The 17,420-nt window shown below is 70.0% G+C and carries 14 protein-coding genes; 8 read left to right on the forward strand and 6 right to left on the reverse strand.

What is annotated here, in order from left to right; genetic code table 11:
- Window positions 1-210 precede the first annotated feature (210 nt).
- On the forward strand, window positions 211-1,482 hold the full coding sequence (locus tag ACWD4G_RS39645; protein WP_451302493.1) for an ATP-binding protein: 1,272 nt from the start codon (window positions 211-213) through the stop codon (window positions 1,480-1,482).
- Window positions 1,483-2,197: 715 nt separating this feature from the next.
- Here the strand turns inward: ACWD4G_RS39645 and ACWD4G_RS39650 are convergent.
- A complete protein-coding gene (locus ACWD4G_RS39650; protein WP_451302495.1) occupies window positions 2,198-2,758 on the reverse strand; it encodes a GtrA family protein in 561 nt (186 codons plus the stop codon).
- 334 nt (window positions 2,759-3,092) lie between these two features.
- Here ACWD4G_RS39650 and ACWD4G_RS39655 point away from each other — a divergent pair, with 334 nt between their 5' ends.
- From ACWD4G_RS39655 to ACWD4G_RS39670, 4 genes are all read left to right on the forward strand, one after another.
- Window positions 3,093-4,262 (forward strand): 5-(carboxyamino)imidazole ribonucleotide synthase, encoded by a 1,170-nt coding sequence (locus ACWD4G_RS39655; protein ID WP_451302497.1) that lies wholly within the window; start codon window positions 3,093-3,095, stop codon window positions 4,260-4,262.
- Window positions 4,259-4,783 carry a 5-(carboxyamino)imidazole ribonucleotide mutase gene (purE, locus tag ACWD4G_RS39660; RefSeq protein WP_451302499.1) on the forward strand — a complete coding sequence of 175 codons (525 nt, stop codon included), beginning with the start codon at window positions 4,259-4,261 and terminating at the stop codon, window positions 4,781-4,783. Before ACWD4G_RS39655 ends, purE begins: the two co-directional genes overlap by 4 nt.
- 155 nt (window positions 4,784-4,938) lie before the next feature.
- Entirely contained in the window at window positions 4,939-6,126 is a 1,188-nt protein-coding gene (locus ACWD4G_RS39665) for a dipeptidase (protein ID WP_451302501.1), read from the forward strand.
- A 129-nt stretch (window positions 6,127-6,255) separates the two neighbouring features.
- On the forward strand, window positions 6,256-7,617 hold the full coding sequence (locus ACWD4G_RS39670) for a membrane dipeptidase (RefSeq protein WP_451302503.1): 1,362 nt from the start codon (window positions 6,256-6,258) through the stop codon (window positions 7,615-7,617).
- Between the two features lie 104 nt (window positions 7,618-7,721).
- Here the strand turns inward: ACWD4G_RS39670 and ACWD4G_RS39675 are convergent, their stop codons facing one another.
- Together ACWD4G_RS39675 and ACWD4G_RS39680 are read right to left on the reverse strand one after the other, a co-directional pair.
- Window positions 7,722-8,084, reverse strand: coding sequence for a VOC family protein (locus tag ACWD4G_RS39675; RefSeq protein WP_451302505.1), 363 nt, complete (start codon window positions 8,082-8,084; stop codon window positions 7,722-7,724).
- A gap of 216 nt (window positions 8,085-8,300) precedes the next feature.
- Window positions 8,301-9,644, reverse strand: coding sequence for a UDP-glucose dehydrogenase family protein (locus ACWD4G_RS39680; protein WP_451302507.1), 1,344 nt, complete (start codon window positions 9,642-9,644; stop codon window positions 8,301-8,303).
- Between the two features lie 175 nt (window positions 9,645-9,819).
- Between ACWD4G_RS39680 and ACWD4G_RS39685 the strand changes: the two genes are divergently transcribed.
- Both ACWD4G_RS39685 and ACWD4G_RS39690 read left to right on the forward strand, forming a co-directional pair.
- Window positions 9,820-10,977 (forward strand): acyl-CoA dehydrogenase, encoded by a 1,158-nt coding sequence (locus ACWD4G_RS39685; protein WP_451302509.1) that lies wholly within the window; start codon window positions 9,820-9,822, stop codon window positions 10,975-10,977.
- 110 nt (window positions 10,978-11,087) lie between these two features.
- A complete protein-coding gene (locus tag ACWD4G_RS39690) occupies window positions 11,088-11,453 on the forward strand; it encodes a four-helix bundle copper-binding protein (RefSeq protein ID WP_451302511.1) in 366 nt (121 codons plus the stop codon).
- Between the two features lie 86 nt (window positions 11,454-11,539).
- On the opposite strand, the gene ACWD4G_RS39695 is transcribed toward ACWD4G_RS39690, so the two are convergent.
- Together ACWD4G_RS39695 and ACWD4G_RS39700 are read right to left on the reverse strand one after the other, a co-directional pair.
- Window positions 11,540-12,820: an LCP family protein gene (locus tag ACWD4G_RS39695; RefSeq protein WP_451302513.1), complete on the reverse strand. Its 1,281-nt coding sequence runs from the start codon at window positions 12,818-12,820 to the stop codon at window positions 11,540-11,542.
- Between the two features lie 113 nt (window positions 12,821-12,933).
- Window positions 12,934-14,388 carry an LCP family protein gene (locus ACWD4G_RS39700; protein WP_451302515.1) on the reverse strand — a complete coding sequence of 485 codons (1,455 nt, stop codon included), beginning with the start codon at window positions 14,386-14,388 and terminating at the stop codon, window positions 12,934-12,936.
- A 142-nt stretch (window positions 14,389-14,530) separates the two neighbouring features.
- Between ACWD4G_RS39700 and ACWD4G_RS39705 the strand changes: the two genes are divergently transcribed.
- Window positions 14,531-15,559, forward strand: a complete 1,029-nt coding sequence (locus tag ACWD4G_RS39705) for a glycosyltransferase family 2 protein (RefSeq protein ID WP_451302517.1) — start codon at window positions 14,531-14,533, stop codon at window positions 15,557-15,559.
- A 113-nt stretch (window positions 15,560-15,672) separates the two neighbouring features.
- On the opposite strand, the gene ACWD4G_RS39710 is transcribed toward ACWD4G_RS39705, so the two are convergent.
- A complete protein-coding gene (locus ACWD4G_RS39710) occupies window positions 15,673-17,337 on the reverse strand; it encodes an LCP family protein (RefSeq protein ID WP_451302519.1) in 1,665 nt (554 codons plus the stop codon).
- Window positions 17,338-17,420 lie beyond the last annotated feature (83 nt).

The raw sequence follows: 17,420 nt of genomic DNA on the forward strand, positions 1-17,420 counted from the left end.
GGGGGTGCGGGTGATTTGGCGGCCGCTGGTGCGTCGTGGCTGGTCGCGCAGTTCCCCGCGCCCCTTCAATGCTCGGCCCCGCTGCCAAAGCCGCCCCGGCCCTGATGCTCAGCCCCGGCTGCCAAAGCCGCCCCACCCCGGCGCCGGGCGGCGCGGACTCGCAGGCACACTGGACCTCGTACAACCACCCCGCCCGCCCGGAGGGCAGCCGTGCGTCGCCGTCTCATTCAGTCCACCCTCGCCGTCGTCCTGGTCGTCATCGCGGTCTTCGGCGTGAGCCTCGTGATCGTCGAGACCCGCACGATCAGCAACAGCGCCGAGGAACGGGTGGAGTCCGAAGCGGTGCAGCTGACGAGCATCGTCGACAGCCGGATCATCGGCGACGAACGGATCACCGCCGAGGTCCTCAGGGACCAGGTCGGCGACGAGCGGTACGCCCGGATCGAGATCCCCGGCCAGCGCACGATCGAGATCGGCGAGAAACCCGTCGGCGACGTCATCCGCCACCGGACCACGGGCGAGAAGGACGAGATCGTCACCGTCGAGGAGTCCCGCTCGGCGGTGAGCCGCGAGGTCGGCCGTACGCTCCTGATCATCGCGGCGGTCGCGTTGCTCGCCGTCGTCGCCGCCGTCCTCCTCGCCGTACGGCAGGCCAACCGGCTCGCCTCCCCGCTGACCGACCTCGCCGAGACCGCCGAGCGGCTGGGCTCCGGCGACCCCCGGCCGCGCCACAAGCGGTACCAGGTTCCCGAGCTGGACCGGGTCGCGGACGTACTGGATGCCTCCGCCGAGCGGATCGGCCGCATGCTGACCGCCGAGCGGCGGCTCGCGGCGGACGCCTCGCACCAGCTGCGCACACCGCTCACCGCCTTGTCCATGCGGCTGGAGGAGATCACCCTCACCGACGATCTGGCCACCGTGAAGGAGGAAGCGCATATCGCGCTGACCCAGGTCGAACGGCTCACGGACGTCGTGGAACGCCTCCTCACCAACTCCCGTGACCCCCGCAACGGGTCGGCGGTCGCCTTCGAACTCGACGAGGTCATCAAGCAGCAGCTGGAGGAGTGGCGGCCCGCCTATCGCAGCGCCGGGCGGGCCATCGTCAGCTCCGGCAAGCGGCACCTCCAGGCCGTGGGGACACCGGGGGCCGTCGCGCAGGTGCTGGCCGCGCTGATCGAGAACTCGCTGATGCACGGGGGCGGGACCGTGGCGTTGCGTACGCGGGTCACCGGGAACCAGGCGGTGATCGAGGTGACCGACGAGGGCCCCGGAGTCCCGGCCGACCTCGGCGCGCGCATCTTCGAGCGGGCGATCAGCGGCCGCAACTCGACCGGCATCGGCCTGGCGGTGGCCCGCGACCTGGCGGAGGCCGACGGGGGACGCCTGGAGATGCTCCAGGCGAAGCCGCCGGTGTTCGGGCTGTTCCTGTCGAGGACCCCGACGAAGAAGCCGGCAGAGGGCGACGACCGCCTGGTCAGGTGACCGTCAGCCCCCCGAGGGGCCGGGGTGGCCCTGCGGGCCGGCGCCGTGGGGCCACCCCGGCCCCGGGGCCGCAGGGCCACCGTGGTGCCGGGGCCTTGACGCGGAGTCGCCGTGGTGGGGTCGTGGCGCGGAGTCGCCGTGGTGCTGGGGCCTTGACGCGGAGTCGCCGTGGTGCCGCGGGTGGTACGGCGTCAGCAGACCGTGGTGCTCGCTCGCGCAGTTCCCCGCGCCCCTTGAGGGACGCGCCCCCGAGCCACGCCCATCAGGCACCGCCCACCGCACCTACCGGTTCCCACCGGCCCAGCCGGTTGAGGCCCACCACACGCACTAGCTGATGCCACCGGACGAAGCCGTTCCCACCGGCCCCGCCTGCCGAGCCCACACGCACGCACGCCTGCCCCGCCGAATGGTGCCGCCCCGTACGCGCCGTTTCCACCGGTCCCATCCCGCTGTGCCCCCGCACCGGCCCATCCCACCGAATGGCGCCACCCCCGCACGCGCCGTTCCCACCCGCCCAGCCATAGAGCCCACCGCACACACCGTCCCGGTTCCGCTGAACTCCGCACCGGACCATCCCAAGGAACGGTGTCGCCCCCTACACGCCGTTCCCACCGACCCCGCCTGCCGAGCCCACCGCACGCACGGCCGCACACACGGCCCACCCCGCTGAGCCAACCCCCAACCGGCCCATCCCACCGAACGGTGCCGTTCGGCTCTACGCGCCGTTCCTTCGTTTCGCCGTACCCCCGGTCAGGGCGGGTGGGTGGGCAGCCCCCGCTTCCAGGAACGATTCGGCGCTGGCGACGGCCTCCCTCGCCGGGAGTGCGCGGAACACCCATGTGCGGTACGACCAGAAGCGGAAGAGGGTCGCTATCCCGATGCCGAGGAACTTGAAGATGTTGGACTGCAGCGGGCTGTCCCAGCCGAAGCCGTACGTGGCGGTGTAGAGGACGCCGTTCTCGATGACCAACCCCACCGCGCTGAACAGCAGGAAGAGGCTCAGCTCCTTCGTACGCCCGCTCTTGTCACGGTCCCGGTACGTGAAGTACCGGAACCCCACGTAGTTGAAGGCGATGGCCACGACCGTCGCGATCACGCTGGCCCGCACCACCTGCAGCTCCGTGGTGTGCCGTACGAGGTTGAACACGGCGAGGTTCACCAGCAGCCCCGCACCGCCTACCGCCCCGAACTTCGCGACCTCGCGCATCAGCAGGTCGATCCGTCGGCGCAGGACGCCGCGAGGCTTCGCATGAGGCCCCGAGGTGCTGCTTCCCATCGTCTGGGCCCCCGTCGCTCGATTCGGTCATGGAGTGGAGTGGAGTGGAATGGAATGTGGAGTGGAGTGTGGAGTGGAGAGGTTCTGCCCTTGGACCAAGAGGGTCGGGAGGACGTTGCCGGTTCCTCCTCGCCGACCGGTGATTCTCGGCCGGGGCCACGGCCCGCCACCCGCTCGGTCCACCCTCACGGCCCCTTCGGCCCGCCCCAGCCATGCTAACCAGCCCCCCTGGGCGTTGCCTGTGCGGCAGCTCACAGCCCAGGTACAGCAAGGAAAACGCGGGGTGAATCGGGCGGCCGGAAGTGGCCGGTTCGGTGGCCGATACCCTGGGGGCGTGACGTTCCCGGTAGTCGGCATGGTCGGCGGTGGCCAGCTCGCTCGTATGACACACGAGGCGGGCATCCCGCTCGGCATCAGGTTCAAGCTCCTCAGTGACACCCCTCAGGACTCTGCGGCCCAGGTGGTGAGTGATGTCGTCGTCGGCGACTATCGCGACCTGGACACACTGCGCGAGTTCGCACACGGGTGCGATGTGATCACGTTCGATCACGAACATGTACCCACCGAGCATCTACGGGCCCTGGAGGCGGACGGCATCCCCGTACGCCCCGGCCCCGACGCGCTCGTGCACGCCCAGGACAAGGGCGTGATGCGGGCCAGGCTCGACGCGATCGGCGTCCCGTGCCCCCGCCACCGGATCGTCACCGACCCGGCCGACGTGGCCGCCTTCGCCGCCGAGGGCCTGCCGGAGGGCGCCGACAGCTCCGCGGAGGACGGTTTTCCGGTCATCCTCAAGACTGTCCGCGGCGGCTACGACGGCAAGGGCGTCTGGGTCGTCCGCTCCATGGAGGAGGCCGCCGAGCCCTTCCGCGCCGGCGTCCCGGTCCTCGCCGAGGAGAAGGTCGACTTCGTACGGGAGCTGGCCGCCAACGTCGTACGGTCCCCGCACGGCCAGGCCGTGGCGTACCCGGTGGTCGAGTCGCGGCAGGTCGACGGGGTCTGCGACACCGTGATCGCGCCCGCCCCCGACCTGGACGAGACACTCGCCCTGCGCGCCGAGGAGATGGCACTGCGCATCGCCAAGGAACTGGACGTCGTCGGCCACCTCGCCGTCGAGCTGTTCCAGACCCGCGACGGTCGCATCCTCGTCAACGAACTGGCCATGCGCCCCCACAACTCGGGCCACTGGACCCAGGACGGCGCGATCACCAGCCAGTTCGCCAACCACGTACGGGCCGTCCTCGACCTCCCGCTCGGCGACCCGCGCCCGCGTGCGCCGTGGACCGTCATGGTCAACGTCCTCGGCGGCGACTTCCCCGACATGTACTCCGCGTATCTGCACTGCATGGCCCGGGACCCCCGGCTGAAGATCCATATGTACGGCAAGGACGTGAAGCCCGGCCGCAAGGTCGGCCATGTCAACACCTACGGCGACAACCTCGACGACGTGCTGGACCGCGCCCGTCACGCCGCCGGCTACCTGAGAGGCACGATCACCGAATGAGCCCGGTCGTAGGCATTGTCATGGGGTCCGACTCCGACTGGCCCGTCATGGAGGCCGCCGCGCAGGCCCTCGACGAGTTCGAGATCGCATACGAGGTCGACGTCGTCTCCGCGCACCGGATGCCGCGCGAGATGGTCGCGTACGGCGAGGAGGCCGCGGAGCGGGGCCTCAAGGTGATCATCGCGGGTGCGGGCGGCGCCGCCCACCTCCCCGGCATGCTCGCCTCCGTCACCCCGCTGCCCGTGATCGGCGTACCCGTGCCGCTGAAGTACCTCGACGGCATGGACTCCCTGCTGTCGATCGCGCAGATGCCGGCCGGTGTCCCCGTCGCCACGGTCTCCGTCGCTGGCGCCCGCAACGCCGGTCTTCTCGCCGCCCGCATCCTCGCCACCCATGACGAGGAACTCCTCGGCCGTATGCGCGAGTTCCAGCAGCAGCTGAACGACCAGGCCACCGAGAAGGGCAAGCGCCTGCGCGCCAAGGTCGACAACTCCGGCAGCGGCTTCGGCTTCGGTAACTGACCGCCGGACGACGAGAGACGACACGACAACACGGCAACACGGCAACACGGCAACACGGCAACGCGAGAACGCGAGAACGCGAGAACGCGAGAACGCGAAGACGAGTTCAACGCGACGAAGCGAAGACGAGACGACGAGAAGACGGGGGAACGAGCATGACGTCACTCGACGATGCCCGGGAGCTGCTGCGGGAGTTCCCAGTGGCCGACGGACACAACGACCTGCCGTGGGCGCTGCGCCAGCAGGTCCGCTACGACCTCGGCGCGCGGGACATCGCCGCCGACCAGAGCGCCTATCTGCACACCGACCTCGCCCGGCTGCGCGCCGGCGGCGTCGGTGCGCAGTTCTGGTCGGTGTACGTCCCCTCCGACGCGGAGTCGTTGCCGGGCGCCGTGCCCGCGACGCTCGAACAGATCGACTGCGTACGGCAGTTGATCGACCGTTACCCGGACCGCCTGCGGCCCGCGCTGACCGCCGCCGACATGGAGGCGGCCCGCGCCGAGGGCCGGATCGCCTCCCTGATGGGCGCCGAGGGCGGCCACTCCATCGACAACTCCCTCGCCACCCTGCGCGCCCTGTACGCACTGGGCGTCCGCTATATGACGCTCACCCACAACGACAACATCGCCTGGGCGGACTCGGCGACCGACGCCCCGGCGGTGGACGGGCTGACGGACTTCGGCCGCGCGGTGGTCCGCGAGATGAACCGCGAGGGCATGCTCGTCGACCTCTCCCACGTCGCCGCCACGACGATGCGCGACGCGCTGGACGCCTCCACGGCCCCGGTGATCTTCTCCCACTCCTCCTCGCGCGCGGTCTGCGACCACCCCCGCAACATCCCGGACGACATCCTCGAACGCCTGCCCGCCAACGGCGGCGTCGCCATGGTGACCTTCGTCCCGAAGTTCGTGCTCCAGGCCGCCGTCGACTGGACGGCCGCCGCCGACGACAACATGCGCGTCCACGGCTTCCACCACCTCGACACCACCCCCGAGGCCATGGAGGTGCACCGCGCCTTCGAGGAGCGCACCCCCCGCCCGGTCGCCACCGTCTCCACGGTCGCCGACCACCTCGACCACATGCGCGAGGTCACCGGCATCGACCACCTCGGCATCGGCGGCGACTACGACGGCACCGCCTTCACCCCCGACGGCCTCAGCGACGTCTCCGGCTATCCGAACCTGATCGCCGAACTCCTCGACCGGGGCTGGTCCAAGGCCGACCTCGCCAAGCTGACCTGGCAGAACGCGGTACGGGTACTGGGCGCGGCGGAGGACGTGGCCCGCGATCTGCAGTCCCGCACGGGCCCGTCGAACGCGACCCTGGAGCAGCTGGACGGGTGAGAGCCGGGCGGGGTGCGGCCGGACCTCGTCGGCCGTACCCCGAACGCCCCACCCACCAGGAAGGCGGGCCCCGGGCATGCCACGGTGAGGGACGGTACCGCGTTCACCGACCGGCAACGGAGGTCCGCCATGGCAGACCTGCAGGACGAACTGCAAGCGACAGCGGAGGCGGGGGAACTCGACGCCTCGCCCACCACGCGTACGAACACCACGCGGACGAAGCGGAAGCCCAAGCCAGGGCCCGGACCGGGACCCACGACGGCGGAGCCCATAGCCCACCCTGACGACCGGCCATCGGCCCCCGAGCCGCGCCCCGACGACCGGCCGTCTGCCCATGAGCCGCGCCCCGGCCACAGGTCATCCGGCCCTGAGCCGCAGTTCGGCGACCGGCCATCCGCCCCCGAGCCGCACCCGACCCCGGCCACCCTCTCCAAGCCCGCACCGGCATCCGCACCCGCATCCGAGCCCGAGCCGGCCGACGCCCCCGACGTACTGGAAGTGGCCCACGCCTTCCTCGCCGGGCACCCGGTGGCCGACGGCTACAGCGGGCTGCCGTGGGTGTTGCGCCATCTGCCCTGGTACGACCTGGAGTTGGGCGAGGGCGGGGTGGACACGGATGTGCCACGGATGCGCAAGGGCCATATCGGCGCCCTGTTCTGGTCGCTGCATCTGCCCGACGGGCTGACCGGCGCCCAGGCCGTCGGCGCCACCCTCGACCAGCTCGACCTGGTCGACAAGGTCGTCCACGCCCACCCCGAGGGCCTGCGCCTCGTGCGCGGCGCCGGCGAGACCACCGACGCCCGCAACTGCGGCCGCGTCGCCATCCTGCTCGGCCCCGCCGGAGGCCCCGCGATCGGCGACTCCCTCGGCATCCTGCGCACCCTGCACAAGCTGGGCCTGAAGGCGCTCACCCTCGCCGAGGTCTCCTGGGCGGGCGAGGACGGGCTGACCAGGTTCGGCGAGGAGGTCGTCCGGGAGATGAACCGGGTGGGCGTCCTCGCCGATCTCTCCGGCGCCACCGAGCGCACGATCCGGCGCACGCTGTCGGTCTCGCGCGCCCCGGTCCTGTGCACCCGCTCGGCGGCGGCCGCCCTGCGCCCCCACCCCGTGAACCTCTCCGACGACCTCCTGGCCGCACTGGGCGAGGCGCGGGGCCTGTGCATGGTCCCGCTGACCGCCGAACAGACCGGCCCGTCCATCCAGGACGTCGCCGACCATCTGGACCACATCCGCAAGATCGCCGGCCCCGAGTGCGTGGGCCTCTCGGGCACCTACGACTCGGGCGCCGCCCACCCCCGGGACCTCACGGACGCCTCGTGCTACCCCCGCTTGGTGGCCGAGCTGATGGAAAGGGGCTGGTCGGAGGCCGACCTCTCCCTGCTGACCTGGGACAACGTCCAACGGGTCCTACGCATGGCCGACTTCACAGCAAGAGCCGCCCAGGACCGCAGAGAGGCATCGAGGGCAAGGATCACGGAGCTGGACGGCTAGGCAGAGGGCCACTGCGATGTCTTCAGGGGCGCGGGGAACTGCGCGATCAGCCACGACGATCCCGCAGCCGCCAAAACATCCAGCCCCCTCCCCCTACGGCGAACTCACCCCGCACACAGACAGAACGGATGCCCGGCAGGATCGGCGTACACCCGGAAACTCCGTTCCCGGTCCTCCGCGTCCAGCGACGTCGCCCCCAACGCCAGCACCTCCTTCTCGGCGGCGTCCAGATCCTCCACGGTCACATCCAGATGGAACTGCTGCGAGTGGCTCGGCGAGGGCCACTCCGGCGGTACGAACCCGGGCGCCGCCTGGAACGCCAGCGACACCCCGCCACCCGGCAGGTTCAGGTCGATCCAGCCCTCCTGCTTGCTGATCTCCCCACCGAGCACCGCGGCGTAGAACGCGGCGAGCGCGTCCGGATCGGCACAGTCGAGAACGACGACATCCAACTTGGCGATGGCCATGGTCTCTCTCCTCAGCGACAGCGATTCGAGCGGGTCACCCGTATCAGCGTTCCCCGGGAACCGCCGGTTACCTGTAAAGAAAGAAAGCCCTTCGCGCCCCACCCGCCACCCAGATCATGGAGAATATGAAAAGACGCCGTTCCGGCCGACTGAGCCTCGGCCGGAACGGCGTCACCCTGTTCCCGGCCGGAACGGCGTCACCGTGTTTCCCCCGGGTCAGGCCGTGGGCCGCCCCATCGCCCGGTACGTCCACCCGGCCTTCCGCCACAGCGCGGGGTCGAGTGCGTTGCGGCCGTCCAGGACCAGCCGCTTCGCGGCCACCTCGCCCAGCGCCGCCGGGTCCAGCTCGCGGAACTCCCGCCACTCGGTGAGGTGCAGCACGATGTCGGCGCCCCGCACGGCGGCGAGCGCGGAGTCGGCGTACCCGAGGGTGGGGAAGAGCCGCCGGGCGTTGTCCATGCCCTTGGGGTCGTAGACGGTGACCTGGCCGCCCTGGAGGTGGATCTGCCCGGCGACATTGAGGGCGGGCGAGTCGCGTACGTCGTCGGAGTCGGGCTTGAAGGTGGCGCCGAGCACGGCGACCCGCTTGCCCAGGAAGGGGCCGCCGCCGAGGGCCTGCCGGGCCAGCTCGACCATCTGGCCGCGCTGGCGCATGTTGATGGAGTCGATCTCGCGCAGGAAGGTGAGTGCCTGGTCGGCGCCCAGCTCACCGGCGCGGGCCATGAACGCCCGGATGTCCTTCGGCAGACACCCGCCGCCGAAGCCGATCCCCGCCCGCAGGAACTTCCTGCCGATCCGGTCGTCGTACCCGATGGCCTCCGCCAGCTTGGCGACATCGCCCCCGGCGGCCTCGCAGACCTCGGCCATGGCGTTGATGAAGGAGATCTTGGTGGCGAGGAAGGAGTTGGCGGAGGTCTTCACCAGCTCGGAGGTCGGGAAGTCCGTGACGACGAACGGGGAGCCCTCCTCGATCGGCGTCGCGTACACCTCGCGCAGCAGCTTCTCGGCCTCTTCGCTCCGGACCCCCACCACGATCCGGTCCGGGTGCAGTGTGTCGTTCACGGCGAAGCCCTCGCGCAGGAACTCCGGGTTCCAGGCCAGTTCGGCGTCCGCCCCGACGGGCGCGTGCTCGGCGAGATAGGCGGCCAGCCGGTCGGCGGAGCCCACGGGCACGGTCGACTTGCCGACGACCAGCGCGGGCCGGTCCAGATACGGGGCGAGCGAGGCGAACGCGGCGTCCACGTACGACATGTCGCAGGCGTACTCGCCGTGCCGCTGCGGGGTGTTCACACAGACGAAGTGGATGTCACCGAAGGCCGCGACCTCGGCGTAGTCGGTCGTGAAGCGCAGCCGCCCGGTGGAGCCCTCGATCCCGGCGACATGCCCCCGCAGCAGGTCCTCCAACCCCGGCTCGTACATGGGGACCTCGCCCCGCCGCAGCATGTCGATCTTCTCTTCGACGACATCGAGCCCGAGCACCTCGAAACCCAGCTCGGCCATGGCCGCGGCGTGCGTGGCGCCGAGATAGCCGGTACCGATCACAGTGATCTTGAGGGCCATGGAGTGCTCCTGGGATATACGGCCGTGAGTGCGCTGCACGAGCATAGTCGGGGCGTGTTCGAGCCCCTCACAGGGCAGTTTTCTCCTTGTCGCCAAGCTCACGTATCAGTCGGGCGGGCCGACCCCTAAAATTTGAGTTACTTAACGGTAGTTAGCGTCAGGAGCGTGAGAGACCGTGGCCGGATCGGCTGATTTCGACCTGTACCGCCCGTCCGAGGAGCACGACATGCTCCGTGACGCGGTCCGTTCCCTCGCCGAGGCGAAGATCGCGCCGTACGCCGCCGCTGTGGACGAGGAGGCGCGCTTCCCGCAGGAGGCGCTGGAGGCGCTGGTCGCCAATGATCTGCACGCCGTGCACGTACCCGAGGAGTACGGCGGCGGCGGCGCCGACGCGCTCGCCACGGTCATCGTGATCGAGGAGGTGGCCCGCGTCTGCGTGTCCTCCTCCCTCATCCCGGCCGTGAACAAGCTGGGCTCGCTCCCGGTGATGCTCTCCGGCTCCGAGGCGCTGAAGAAGAAGTACCTGGGCTCGCTGGCCAAGGGCGACGGACTCTTCTCGTACTGTCTCTCCGAGCCGGACGCGGGCTCCGACGCGGCCGGTATGAAGACCAAGGCGGTCCGCGACGGCGACCACTACGTCCTCAACGGTGTGAAGCGCTGGATCACCAACGCGGGTGTCAGCGAGTACTACACGGTGATGGCCGTGACCGACCCGGCCAAGCGCTCCAAGGGCATCTCGGCCTTCGTCGTCGAGAAGTCCGACGAGGGCGTCTCCTTCGGCGCCCCGGAGAAGAAGCTCGGCATCAAGGGCTCCCCGACCCGCGAGGTCTACCTGGACAACGTCCGCATCCCCGCCGACCGCATGATCGGCGAGGAGGGCACCGGCTTCGCCACGGCCATGAAGACCCTGGACCACACCCGGATCACCATCGCCGCCCAGGCCCTCGGTGTCGCCCAGGGCGCCCTCGACTACGCCAAGGGCTATGTCCAGGAGCGCAAGCAGTTCGGCAAGCCGATCGCGGACTTCCAGGGCATCCAGTTCATGCTCGCCGACATGGCCATGAAGATCGAGGCCGCCCGCCAGCTGACGTACGCCGCCGCTTGCAAGTCCGAGCGCGGGGACAGCGACCTCACCTTCCAGGGCGCCGCCGCCAAGTGCTTCGCCTCGGACGTCGCCATGGAGGTCACCACGGACGCCGTCCAGCTCCTCGGCGGCTACGGCTACACCCGTGACTACCCGGTCGAGCGCATGATGCGCGACGCCAAGATCACCCAGATCTACGAGGGCACCAACCAGGTCCAGCGCATAGTGATGGCCCGCAACCTGCCGTAGCCCCTTCGGAGCCGTCCGATGGCGGGGCGGGGTGGCCGGGCGTAGGACGGAAGGGCGCGGGACGCCGCCAAGGAGTCCCGCTTCCGTCCCCCAGGACCCCAGGAGGAGCCATGACGCAGCAGGCCGGGAACGCGACCACGATGAGCGCGGAGATGCGGCAGTGCATCGACATGTGCATGCAGGCGCACGCCATGTGCGAGGAGGCCATGAGCCACTGCATGCAGCAGGGTGGCCAGGGCCAGATGCAGATCATGCGGGCGCTCATGGACTGCGCCGACACGACCCGTGTCTGCGCGGACATGATGATGCGCGGGTCGCGGATGGCGCCCCGGATGTGCGAGATGTGCGCCGAGGCGTGCATGAGGTGCGCCGAGGCGTGTCGCACGATGCCGGACGACAAGATGATGGCGGAGTGCGCCGACGCGTGTATGAGGTGCGCCGAGTCGTGCCGGTCGATGGCGGGCTCGATGCGCTGACCGACCCCGGACCGACCACCGCGTGAACGCCTCAGGGGCACCCGTCGAGGGTGCCCCTGAGCCATGTATGTGCCGGACCGCGAGCCTCAGTTGCCCGACACGGTCACCGTCTCATCGTTCTTCAACTGCTCCACCAGCTGCTTCACCTTCGCGGTGTCCCACTGGAGGTTGCCGTTGGCGGAGTTGCCCGAGATCGGCATGTTCATGGACTTGCCGTCGCCGCCGGTGACGCCCTTCATCGCCCAGAACATGTCGGCCAGGTCGAACAGGCCCATGTCCTTGTCGACGATCAGGGTGTCCAGGCCCGCGCTCATCGTCGGGTAGAGCTTGAACGGGTTGAGGACCGTGGCCGGGGTCGCCGTCTGGCTGGCGAGGGCCGCGAGGAACTTCTGCTGGTTCTTCGTACGGTCCAGGTCGCTGCCGGCGAGCGCGTAGCGGGTGCGGACGAAGGCGAGCGCCTGCTCGCCGTTGAGGGTCTGCGTGCCCGCCTCGAAGTTGGCACCGGACTTGGTGTCCTTCATGCCGCCCTTGGGGATCTCGATCTCCACACCGCCGACCGCGTCGACGATGTTGGCGAAGCCCGCGAAGCCGATCTCCACATAGTGGTCGATCCGCAGACCCGTGTTGGCCTCGACGGTACGGACCAGCAGCTCCGGCCCGTCCTCCGCGTACGCCGCGTTCAGCTTCACCTGGCGGCCGGTGCCCTCGTAGGTCTTGCCGGACTCGGAGCCGACGAACGTCGGGATCGTCACGTTCGAGTCGCGGGGGAGGGAGATCAGGGTCGGGCCGTTCGAACCGGTGTGCAGGATCATCATCGAGTCCGTGCGCTTGCCGTCGGCGGACCCGGTGTGGAGTTCCTTCTTCTGCTCGTCGGACAGCCCTTCACGGCTGTCGGAGCCGACGATCAGATAGTTCGTCCCCTCGCCCTCGTCGGGCCGGTCGATGACCTTGGAGAGGTCGACCTCGCGGTTCAGCTTGGAGTCGGCCCAGAAGTAGGTACCGACGGCCGTGACGACCACGACGGTCGTCACCGTTATCGCGGTCCACTTGATACGGCGCCTCCAGTTCGGCGCGGGACGATCCCCGCGCCCTCCGCCGTGTCCGCCCCCGGCGCCGCCGGAGCCGTACACCTGGCCGGTGTTGTAGCCGCTGTCGTACGCGTCGGCGCCGTTGCCGTTGCCGCCGCCGTCACCGTACGGTTCGCCGCCGTACGCGGGCTGGTGTGGCACGCCGCCTTGCGGGGGTGCCGACGGGCCGCGACGGACCTGGCGCATCACACGCGCCCCGTCGGGCTGAGTGTGCGCGCTGCCGTGTCCGTAGCCGCCGCCGCGGTTGCTGCCGGACCATCCCTCGGGCCAATCGTTCATGCGGAACAGTGTGCAGGGTCGGGCTGTGCCCTTTACAAGGGTCGACGAAAAACAAGGTCAGGCCTGTTGCCGATCTGACACAAATCGCACACATGTGTAGAGAACGAGGGTGTTTACGGTGCGCACGTCACCTCGTCGCCCCTCAGGACCTCCGGCCGGGCCTCCCCCGGGTTCTCCACCCGTACCTTTCTGACCTTCTTGAAGTCCATGCCCGCGATCACCCTCAGGGTCGGGCCCTGGGCTCGTACCGGGCGCAGTTTCGAGCCCGGGAGCGCGGTCGCCAGGGATCTCGCCGAGCGGTCCCAGCGGGGGTCGTAGAGGACGACCGTACGGCGGGCGTCGTCTGTGTCGGCGTTCACGGGGGTGCGGGTCGTCGCGAAGCCGGTGGCCGCCAGCTGGCCGTCGACCTTCTTGCCCAGGCCGGGGACGGTCGTGCCGTTCTCCACCTGGACCCTGATCTGCTCGGGGGCCACCTCGACCTCGGTCGGCCGGTGCGGTTTCTCGGGGACCTTGTAGGGGGACAGGGGGCGGTCGTCCCGCAGGGCCTCGAAGAGGCGGGCGGACTTCTTCTGGTCCCATTTCACCGTCGTGCCGATGCCCTCGACCTCGTGCTCCATACGCCCGATGGGGACCGTGGTGAACTCCGAGGAGGCGGGGGTGAGGCCCCTGAGGGCACGGCCGAGGGCGATCAGCTCGCCGGTGCCGAACTCCTTGTCCGCGCGGACCGATCCCAGCACGGCCCGGGTGACGTCGCGGAACCGCATCGGGTTGAGGAGGACCCCGGAGGAGGTGGCCTGGGACATCAGGGAGGCCATGAAACGCTGTTGACGTCTCATCCGGCCGAGGTCGGAGGAGCCGTCGGTATGCCGGGAGCGGACGTACTGCAGGGCCTGGCCGCCGTCCAGCCGGTGGGTGCCGGCGGGGAGATCGAGACCGGTGTACGAGTCCTTCAGGGGGCGCGAGGTGCAGATCTTCACGCCGCCCAGCACGTCGACGGTCCGCATGAAGCTGGTGAAGTCGACCTCCACATAGTGGTCGATCTTCACCCTGGTCAGATGCTCGACCGTGCGCACGGTCAGCTGCGGCCCGCCCTCCGCGTACGCGGCGTTCAGCTTGATCGGATGGGAGCGGTGGGTCTTCCCCGTGGCACGATCGGTGTGCGCGGGCGTCTCGGCGTACGAGTCGCGCGGCAGGCTCACCACGCTCGCGCGCTCCCGGTCCTCCGAGATGTGCACGATCATCATCGTGTCCGTGCAGTGACAGGGTGCCCCGCCGAGCCGGTAGCGGCGCCGCTCCCGCTCGGTGATCCGGTCCCGGGCGTCGGTGCCGACCAGCAGGACGTTCATACCGTGGCCCGCCTCGGGGCGGTTCTTCATGTCCTTGAACGGGTCGACCCGGGCGATCTCGTCGTCGAGTCCGGTGACCACCGCGTGCCCGATCCCCGCGGCGGCCAGCACCACCACCGACAGCGTGGTCGCCACCCGCATGGCCCAGCTCCGCCGCCGGTGGGGACGCGCGGGCGGGCGGGGCTGCTGGGGCCGGGCGGGGCGACGGGGCTGCGTGGGCACGGCGGAACACCTCGCGGGACCGGTCGGGGAGGGGGCGGAGCCAGGGGATGACCAGCACCGTAGGCCCGTACGATCCGGGGTCCGCCCCGGCGACCGGGCGGCGCGCGTTCGTGTCCCCCGTTCGCGGTAACGTGAGCCCCCTATGAACGCGAAGCCCGACGTACAGCTCCCCGCCGTGTCCGTCATCATGCCCGTCCTCGACGAGGAGCGGCATTTGCGCGGAGCCGTCCAAGCGATCCTCGCGCAGGAGTACGCCGGCGAGATGGAGGTCGTGATCGCCCTCGGTCCGTCCAGGGACCGCACGGACGAGATCGCCGCCGAGCTGGTCGCCGAAGACCCCCGCGTGCACACCGTGCCCAACCCCACCGGGCGTACGCCCGCCGCGCTCAACGCCGCGATCAAGGCATCCCGCCACCCGATCGTGGTCCGAGTCGACGGCCACGGCATGCTCTCGCCGAACTACATCGCCACCGCCGTACGGCTCCTGCGGGAGACCGGCGCGCAGAACGTCGGCGGCATCATGCACGCCGAGGGCGAGAACGACTGGGAGCACGCGGTCGCCGCCGCGATGACCTCGAAGATCGGCGTCGGGAACGCCGCCTTCCACACGGGCGGCCAGGCCGGACCCGCCGAGACGGTCTACCTGGGCGTCTTCCGGCGCGAGGCCCTGGAACAACAGGGCGGCTACAACGTGGAGTTCATCCGCGCCCAGGACTGGGAGCTGAACTTCCGTATCCGGGAGGCCGGCGGGCTGATCTGGTTCTCGCCGGAGCTGAAGGTGTCGTACCGGCCGAGGCCGAGCGTCAAGGCCCTCGCCAAGCAGTACAAGGACTACGGGCGTTGGCGCCATGTCGTGGCCCGCTACCACTCCGGCTCCATCAACCTGCGCTATCTCGCGCCGCCGACCGCCGTGTGCGCCATCGCGGCGGGCCTGTTGGTGGGTGCCACGCTGACGCCCCTCGGGTTCGTCGTCCCCGGCGGCTATCTCGCGGCGATCGTCGCGGGCTCCCTCCCGGCGGGCAAGGGGCTGCCCCTGAAGGCCCGCCTCCAGATTCCGGTGGCCCTCGCCACCATGCACATGTCCTGGGGCTTCGGCTTCCTCACCAGCCCCAAGTCCCTGGCCAAGAAGGTCATCGCGTCCCGCCGCCCGGCGGTGCTCGCCGAGAGCTGAGCGGAGACCCCGTACGACCTGGGGTCGGCGATCACGTACGACATCGGGCCCCTTCCGAACTACGGGAGGGGCCCGAGGCGTGTACGGGTCGTACGACGGCTGCCGGGTGAGGGCTACCAGGTGAAGTCCGGGTCGACCTCCATACATGCCTTCTTGTTGGCGCCGTTCAACGCGTCCGCCGACTCGGGGGTCTTGTCGTTCTCCTTGTCGGCCTTGTACTCGGTGCCCTCGCGCCAGTCGGCGCCGACGACCAGGGTGACGCCGCTGACGTTGGTGGACTTCTCCACCTGGCTCGTCGGGATACCGAGGGCCTTGGCGACGGCCTGGGCGTCGCCCTCCAACTCGGCGCTCGGATAGCGCACGACCGTCTTGTCCTCGGCGGTCGCGGTCGTCGCGTCGGACGAGGTCTTGGTGAAGCCCTCCTCGACGAGGAGCTGGGAGACCGTGTGCGCCCGCCCGCTGACCGGGCCGAGGCTGTCGGTCATGGTGCCGTTCTGGACGAGGACACCGATCTCGTCCCTCGCCGCGGCCGGGTCCTCGGAGGACGTCTCCTCGGTGGTCGTCTTCTTCTTGTCCTTGCCGTCCAGCGCGATGTCCTCACGCACCAGCCGGAACAGCTTCTCCGCGTCGCCCTCCTTGGGCACGACCCGGGCGCCGACATAGGTGTACGGCATCGTCGTCATCGTGATCCGGGCCGGCTCGACCTTCCGCAGCTCCGTGCTCAGGTCGTACAGCTCGCCCACCGTACCGAGGCCCTCGTCGACGGTGAGCGCCTTCGTGGCCTCCTCGGCGAGGTTGCGCAGCTTGTTCGGGTTGGTGATCGTGGCGTTCTCGCGCAGCTCACGGACCATCGAGTTCATGTACTGGTGCTGCGCCTTGGCGCGCGCGATGTCGCTGCCGTCCTCGAAGCCGTACCGGGTGCGCAGCCACTGCAGGGCCTGCTCGCCCTTGATGTACGTGGTGCCCTTCTCCAGCTTCAGCCCCGAGCCCTTGCCCGTGCTGGTGTGCGAGTAGATGTTGTCGGTCACACACACCGGCACACCGCCGATCGCGTCCGCCATCGACACCACACCGGAGAAGTCGACCATCATGAAGTGGTCGATACGGATACCCGTCAGCTCCTGCCAGGTAGCGACCGTACAGCCGGGCCCGCCGCGCCGCAGCGAGTCGTTGGTCATCGCCTGGGTGCTCGCCTCGTACACCTCACCGCTGTCCGGGTCCGTGCACTTGGGGATGGACAGCAGGGTGTCGCGGGGCATGCTGACGACCGACATGTTCGAGCGGTCGGCCGACAGATGCAGCAGCATCTGGACGTCGGCGAGCGGAGGGCCGTCGAACGTGGCCTTGGCGCCGCCGAGTTCCTGGTTCTCCTTGGTGTCCCGGGCATCGGAGCCTATGAGGAGAATGTTCAGCGGGGTCTGACCGGCCGCGTTCGGCGTCGGCTCGGCGATCTTGGTGTCGCCGAGGTTCAGCTTCTCCTTCTTGATGTTGTTGTTGAGCTGCTGATACCAGAGGTAACCGGCACCCGCGGTGCCGAGTATCACCACCGCCAGCACCGTCGCCGACCAGCGCAGCACCCGCCTGCGGCGCGGCCGCCCCGGGGGACCGGAGGGCTTGCCGCCCTTGTCGCCGTCACCGCCTCCGCGCTGCTCGGGGACTCTGGCGCCCGCGCACTCATCGTCCTCCTGCTCTCCGCCCCGGCGGTCCGGCGTCCCCCGCTCGCCGGGTTCCTCGACACGCGGTCGCCCCCCGTCCCCGCGCACGTCGCTCCGTACCATCTCCCTGACCCTCCCCACCCTTGTATGCCGACGGGCACGCGCCCGCCTCCTGTTGGACCGTCGAGACCCCAACGAGGATGTAC

Source organism: Streptomyces sp. NPDC002643 (assembly GCF_053592555.1).

Bases quoted from the DNA above. Each gene is read 5' to 3' on its own strand.
- ACWD4G_RS39690 (WP_451302511.1), top strand. From the start codon at position 11,088: ATGACGCAGCAGGCCGGGAACGCGACCACGATGAGCGCGGAGATGCGG.
- purE (WP_451302499.1), top strand. From the start codon at position 4,259: ATGAGCCCGGTCGTAGGCATTGTCATGGGGTCCGACTCCGACTGGCCC.
- ACWD4G_RS39670 (WP_451302503.1), top strand. From the start codon at position 6,256: ATGGCAGACCTGCAGGACGAACTGCAAGCGACAGCGGAGGCGGGGGAA.
- ACWD4G_RS39675 (WP_451302505.1), bottom strand. From the start codon at position 8,084: ATGGCCATCGCCAAGTTGGATGTCGTCGTTCTCGACTGTGCCGATCCG.
- ACWD4G_RS39710 (WP_451302519.1), bottom strand. From the start codon at position 17,337: ATGGTACGGAGCGACGTGCGCGGGGACGGGGGGCGACCGCGTGTCGAG.
- ACWD4G_RS39680 (WP_451302507.1), bottom strand. From the start codon at position 9,644: ATGGCCCTCAAGATCACTGTGATCGGTACCGGCTATCTCGGCGCCACG.
- ACWD4G_RS39705 (WP_451302517.1), top strand. From the start codon at position 14,531: ATGAACGCGAAGCCCGACGTACAGCTCCCCGCCGTGTCCGTCATCATG.
- ACWD4G_RS39695 (WP_451302513.1), bottom strand. From the start codon at position 12,820: ATGAACGATTGGCCCGAGGGATGGTCCGGCAGCAACCGCGGCGGCGGC.
- ACWD4G_RS39665 (WP_451302501.1), top strand. From the start codon at position 4,939: ATGACGTCACTCGACGATGCCCGGGAGCTGCTGCGGGAGTTCCCAGTG.
- ACWD4G_RS39650 (WP_451302495.1), bottom strand. From the start codon at position 2,758: ATGGGAAGCAGCACCTCGGGGCCTCATGCGAAGCCTCGCGGCGTCCTG.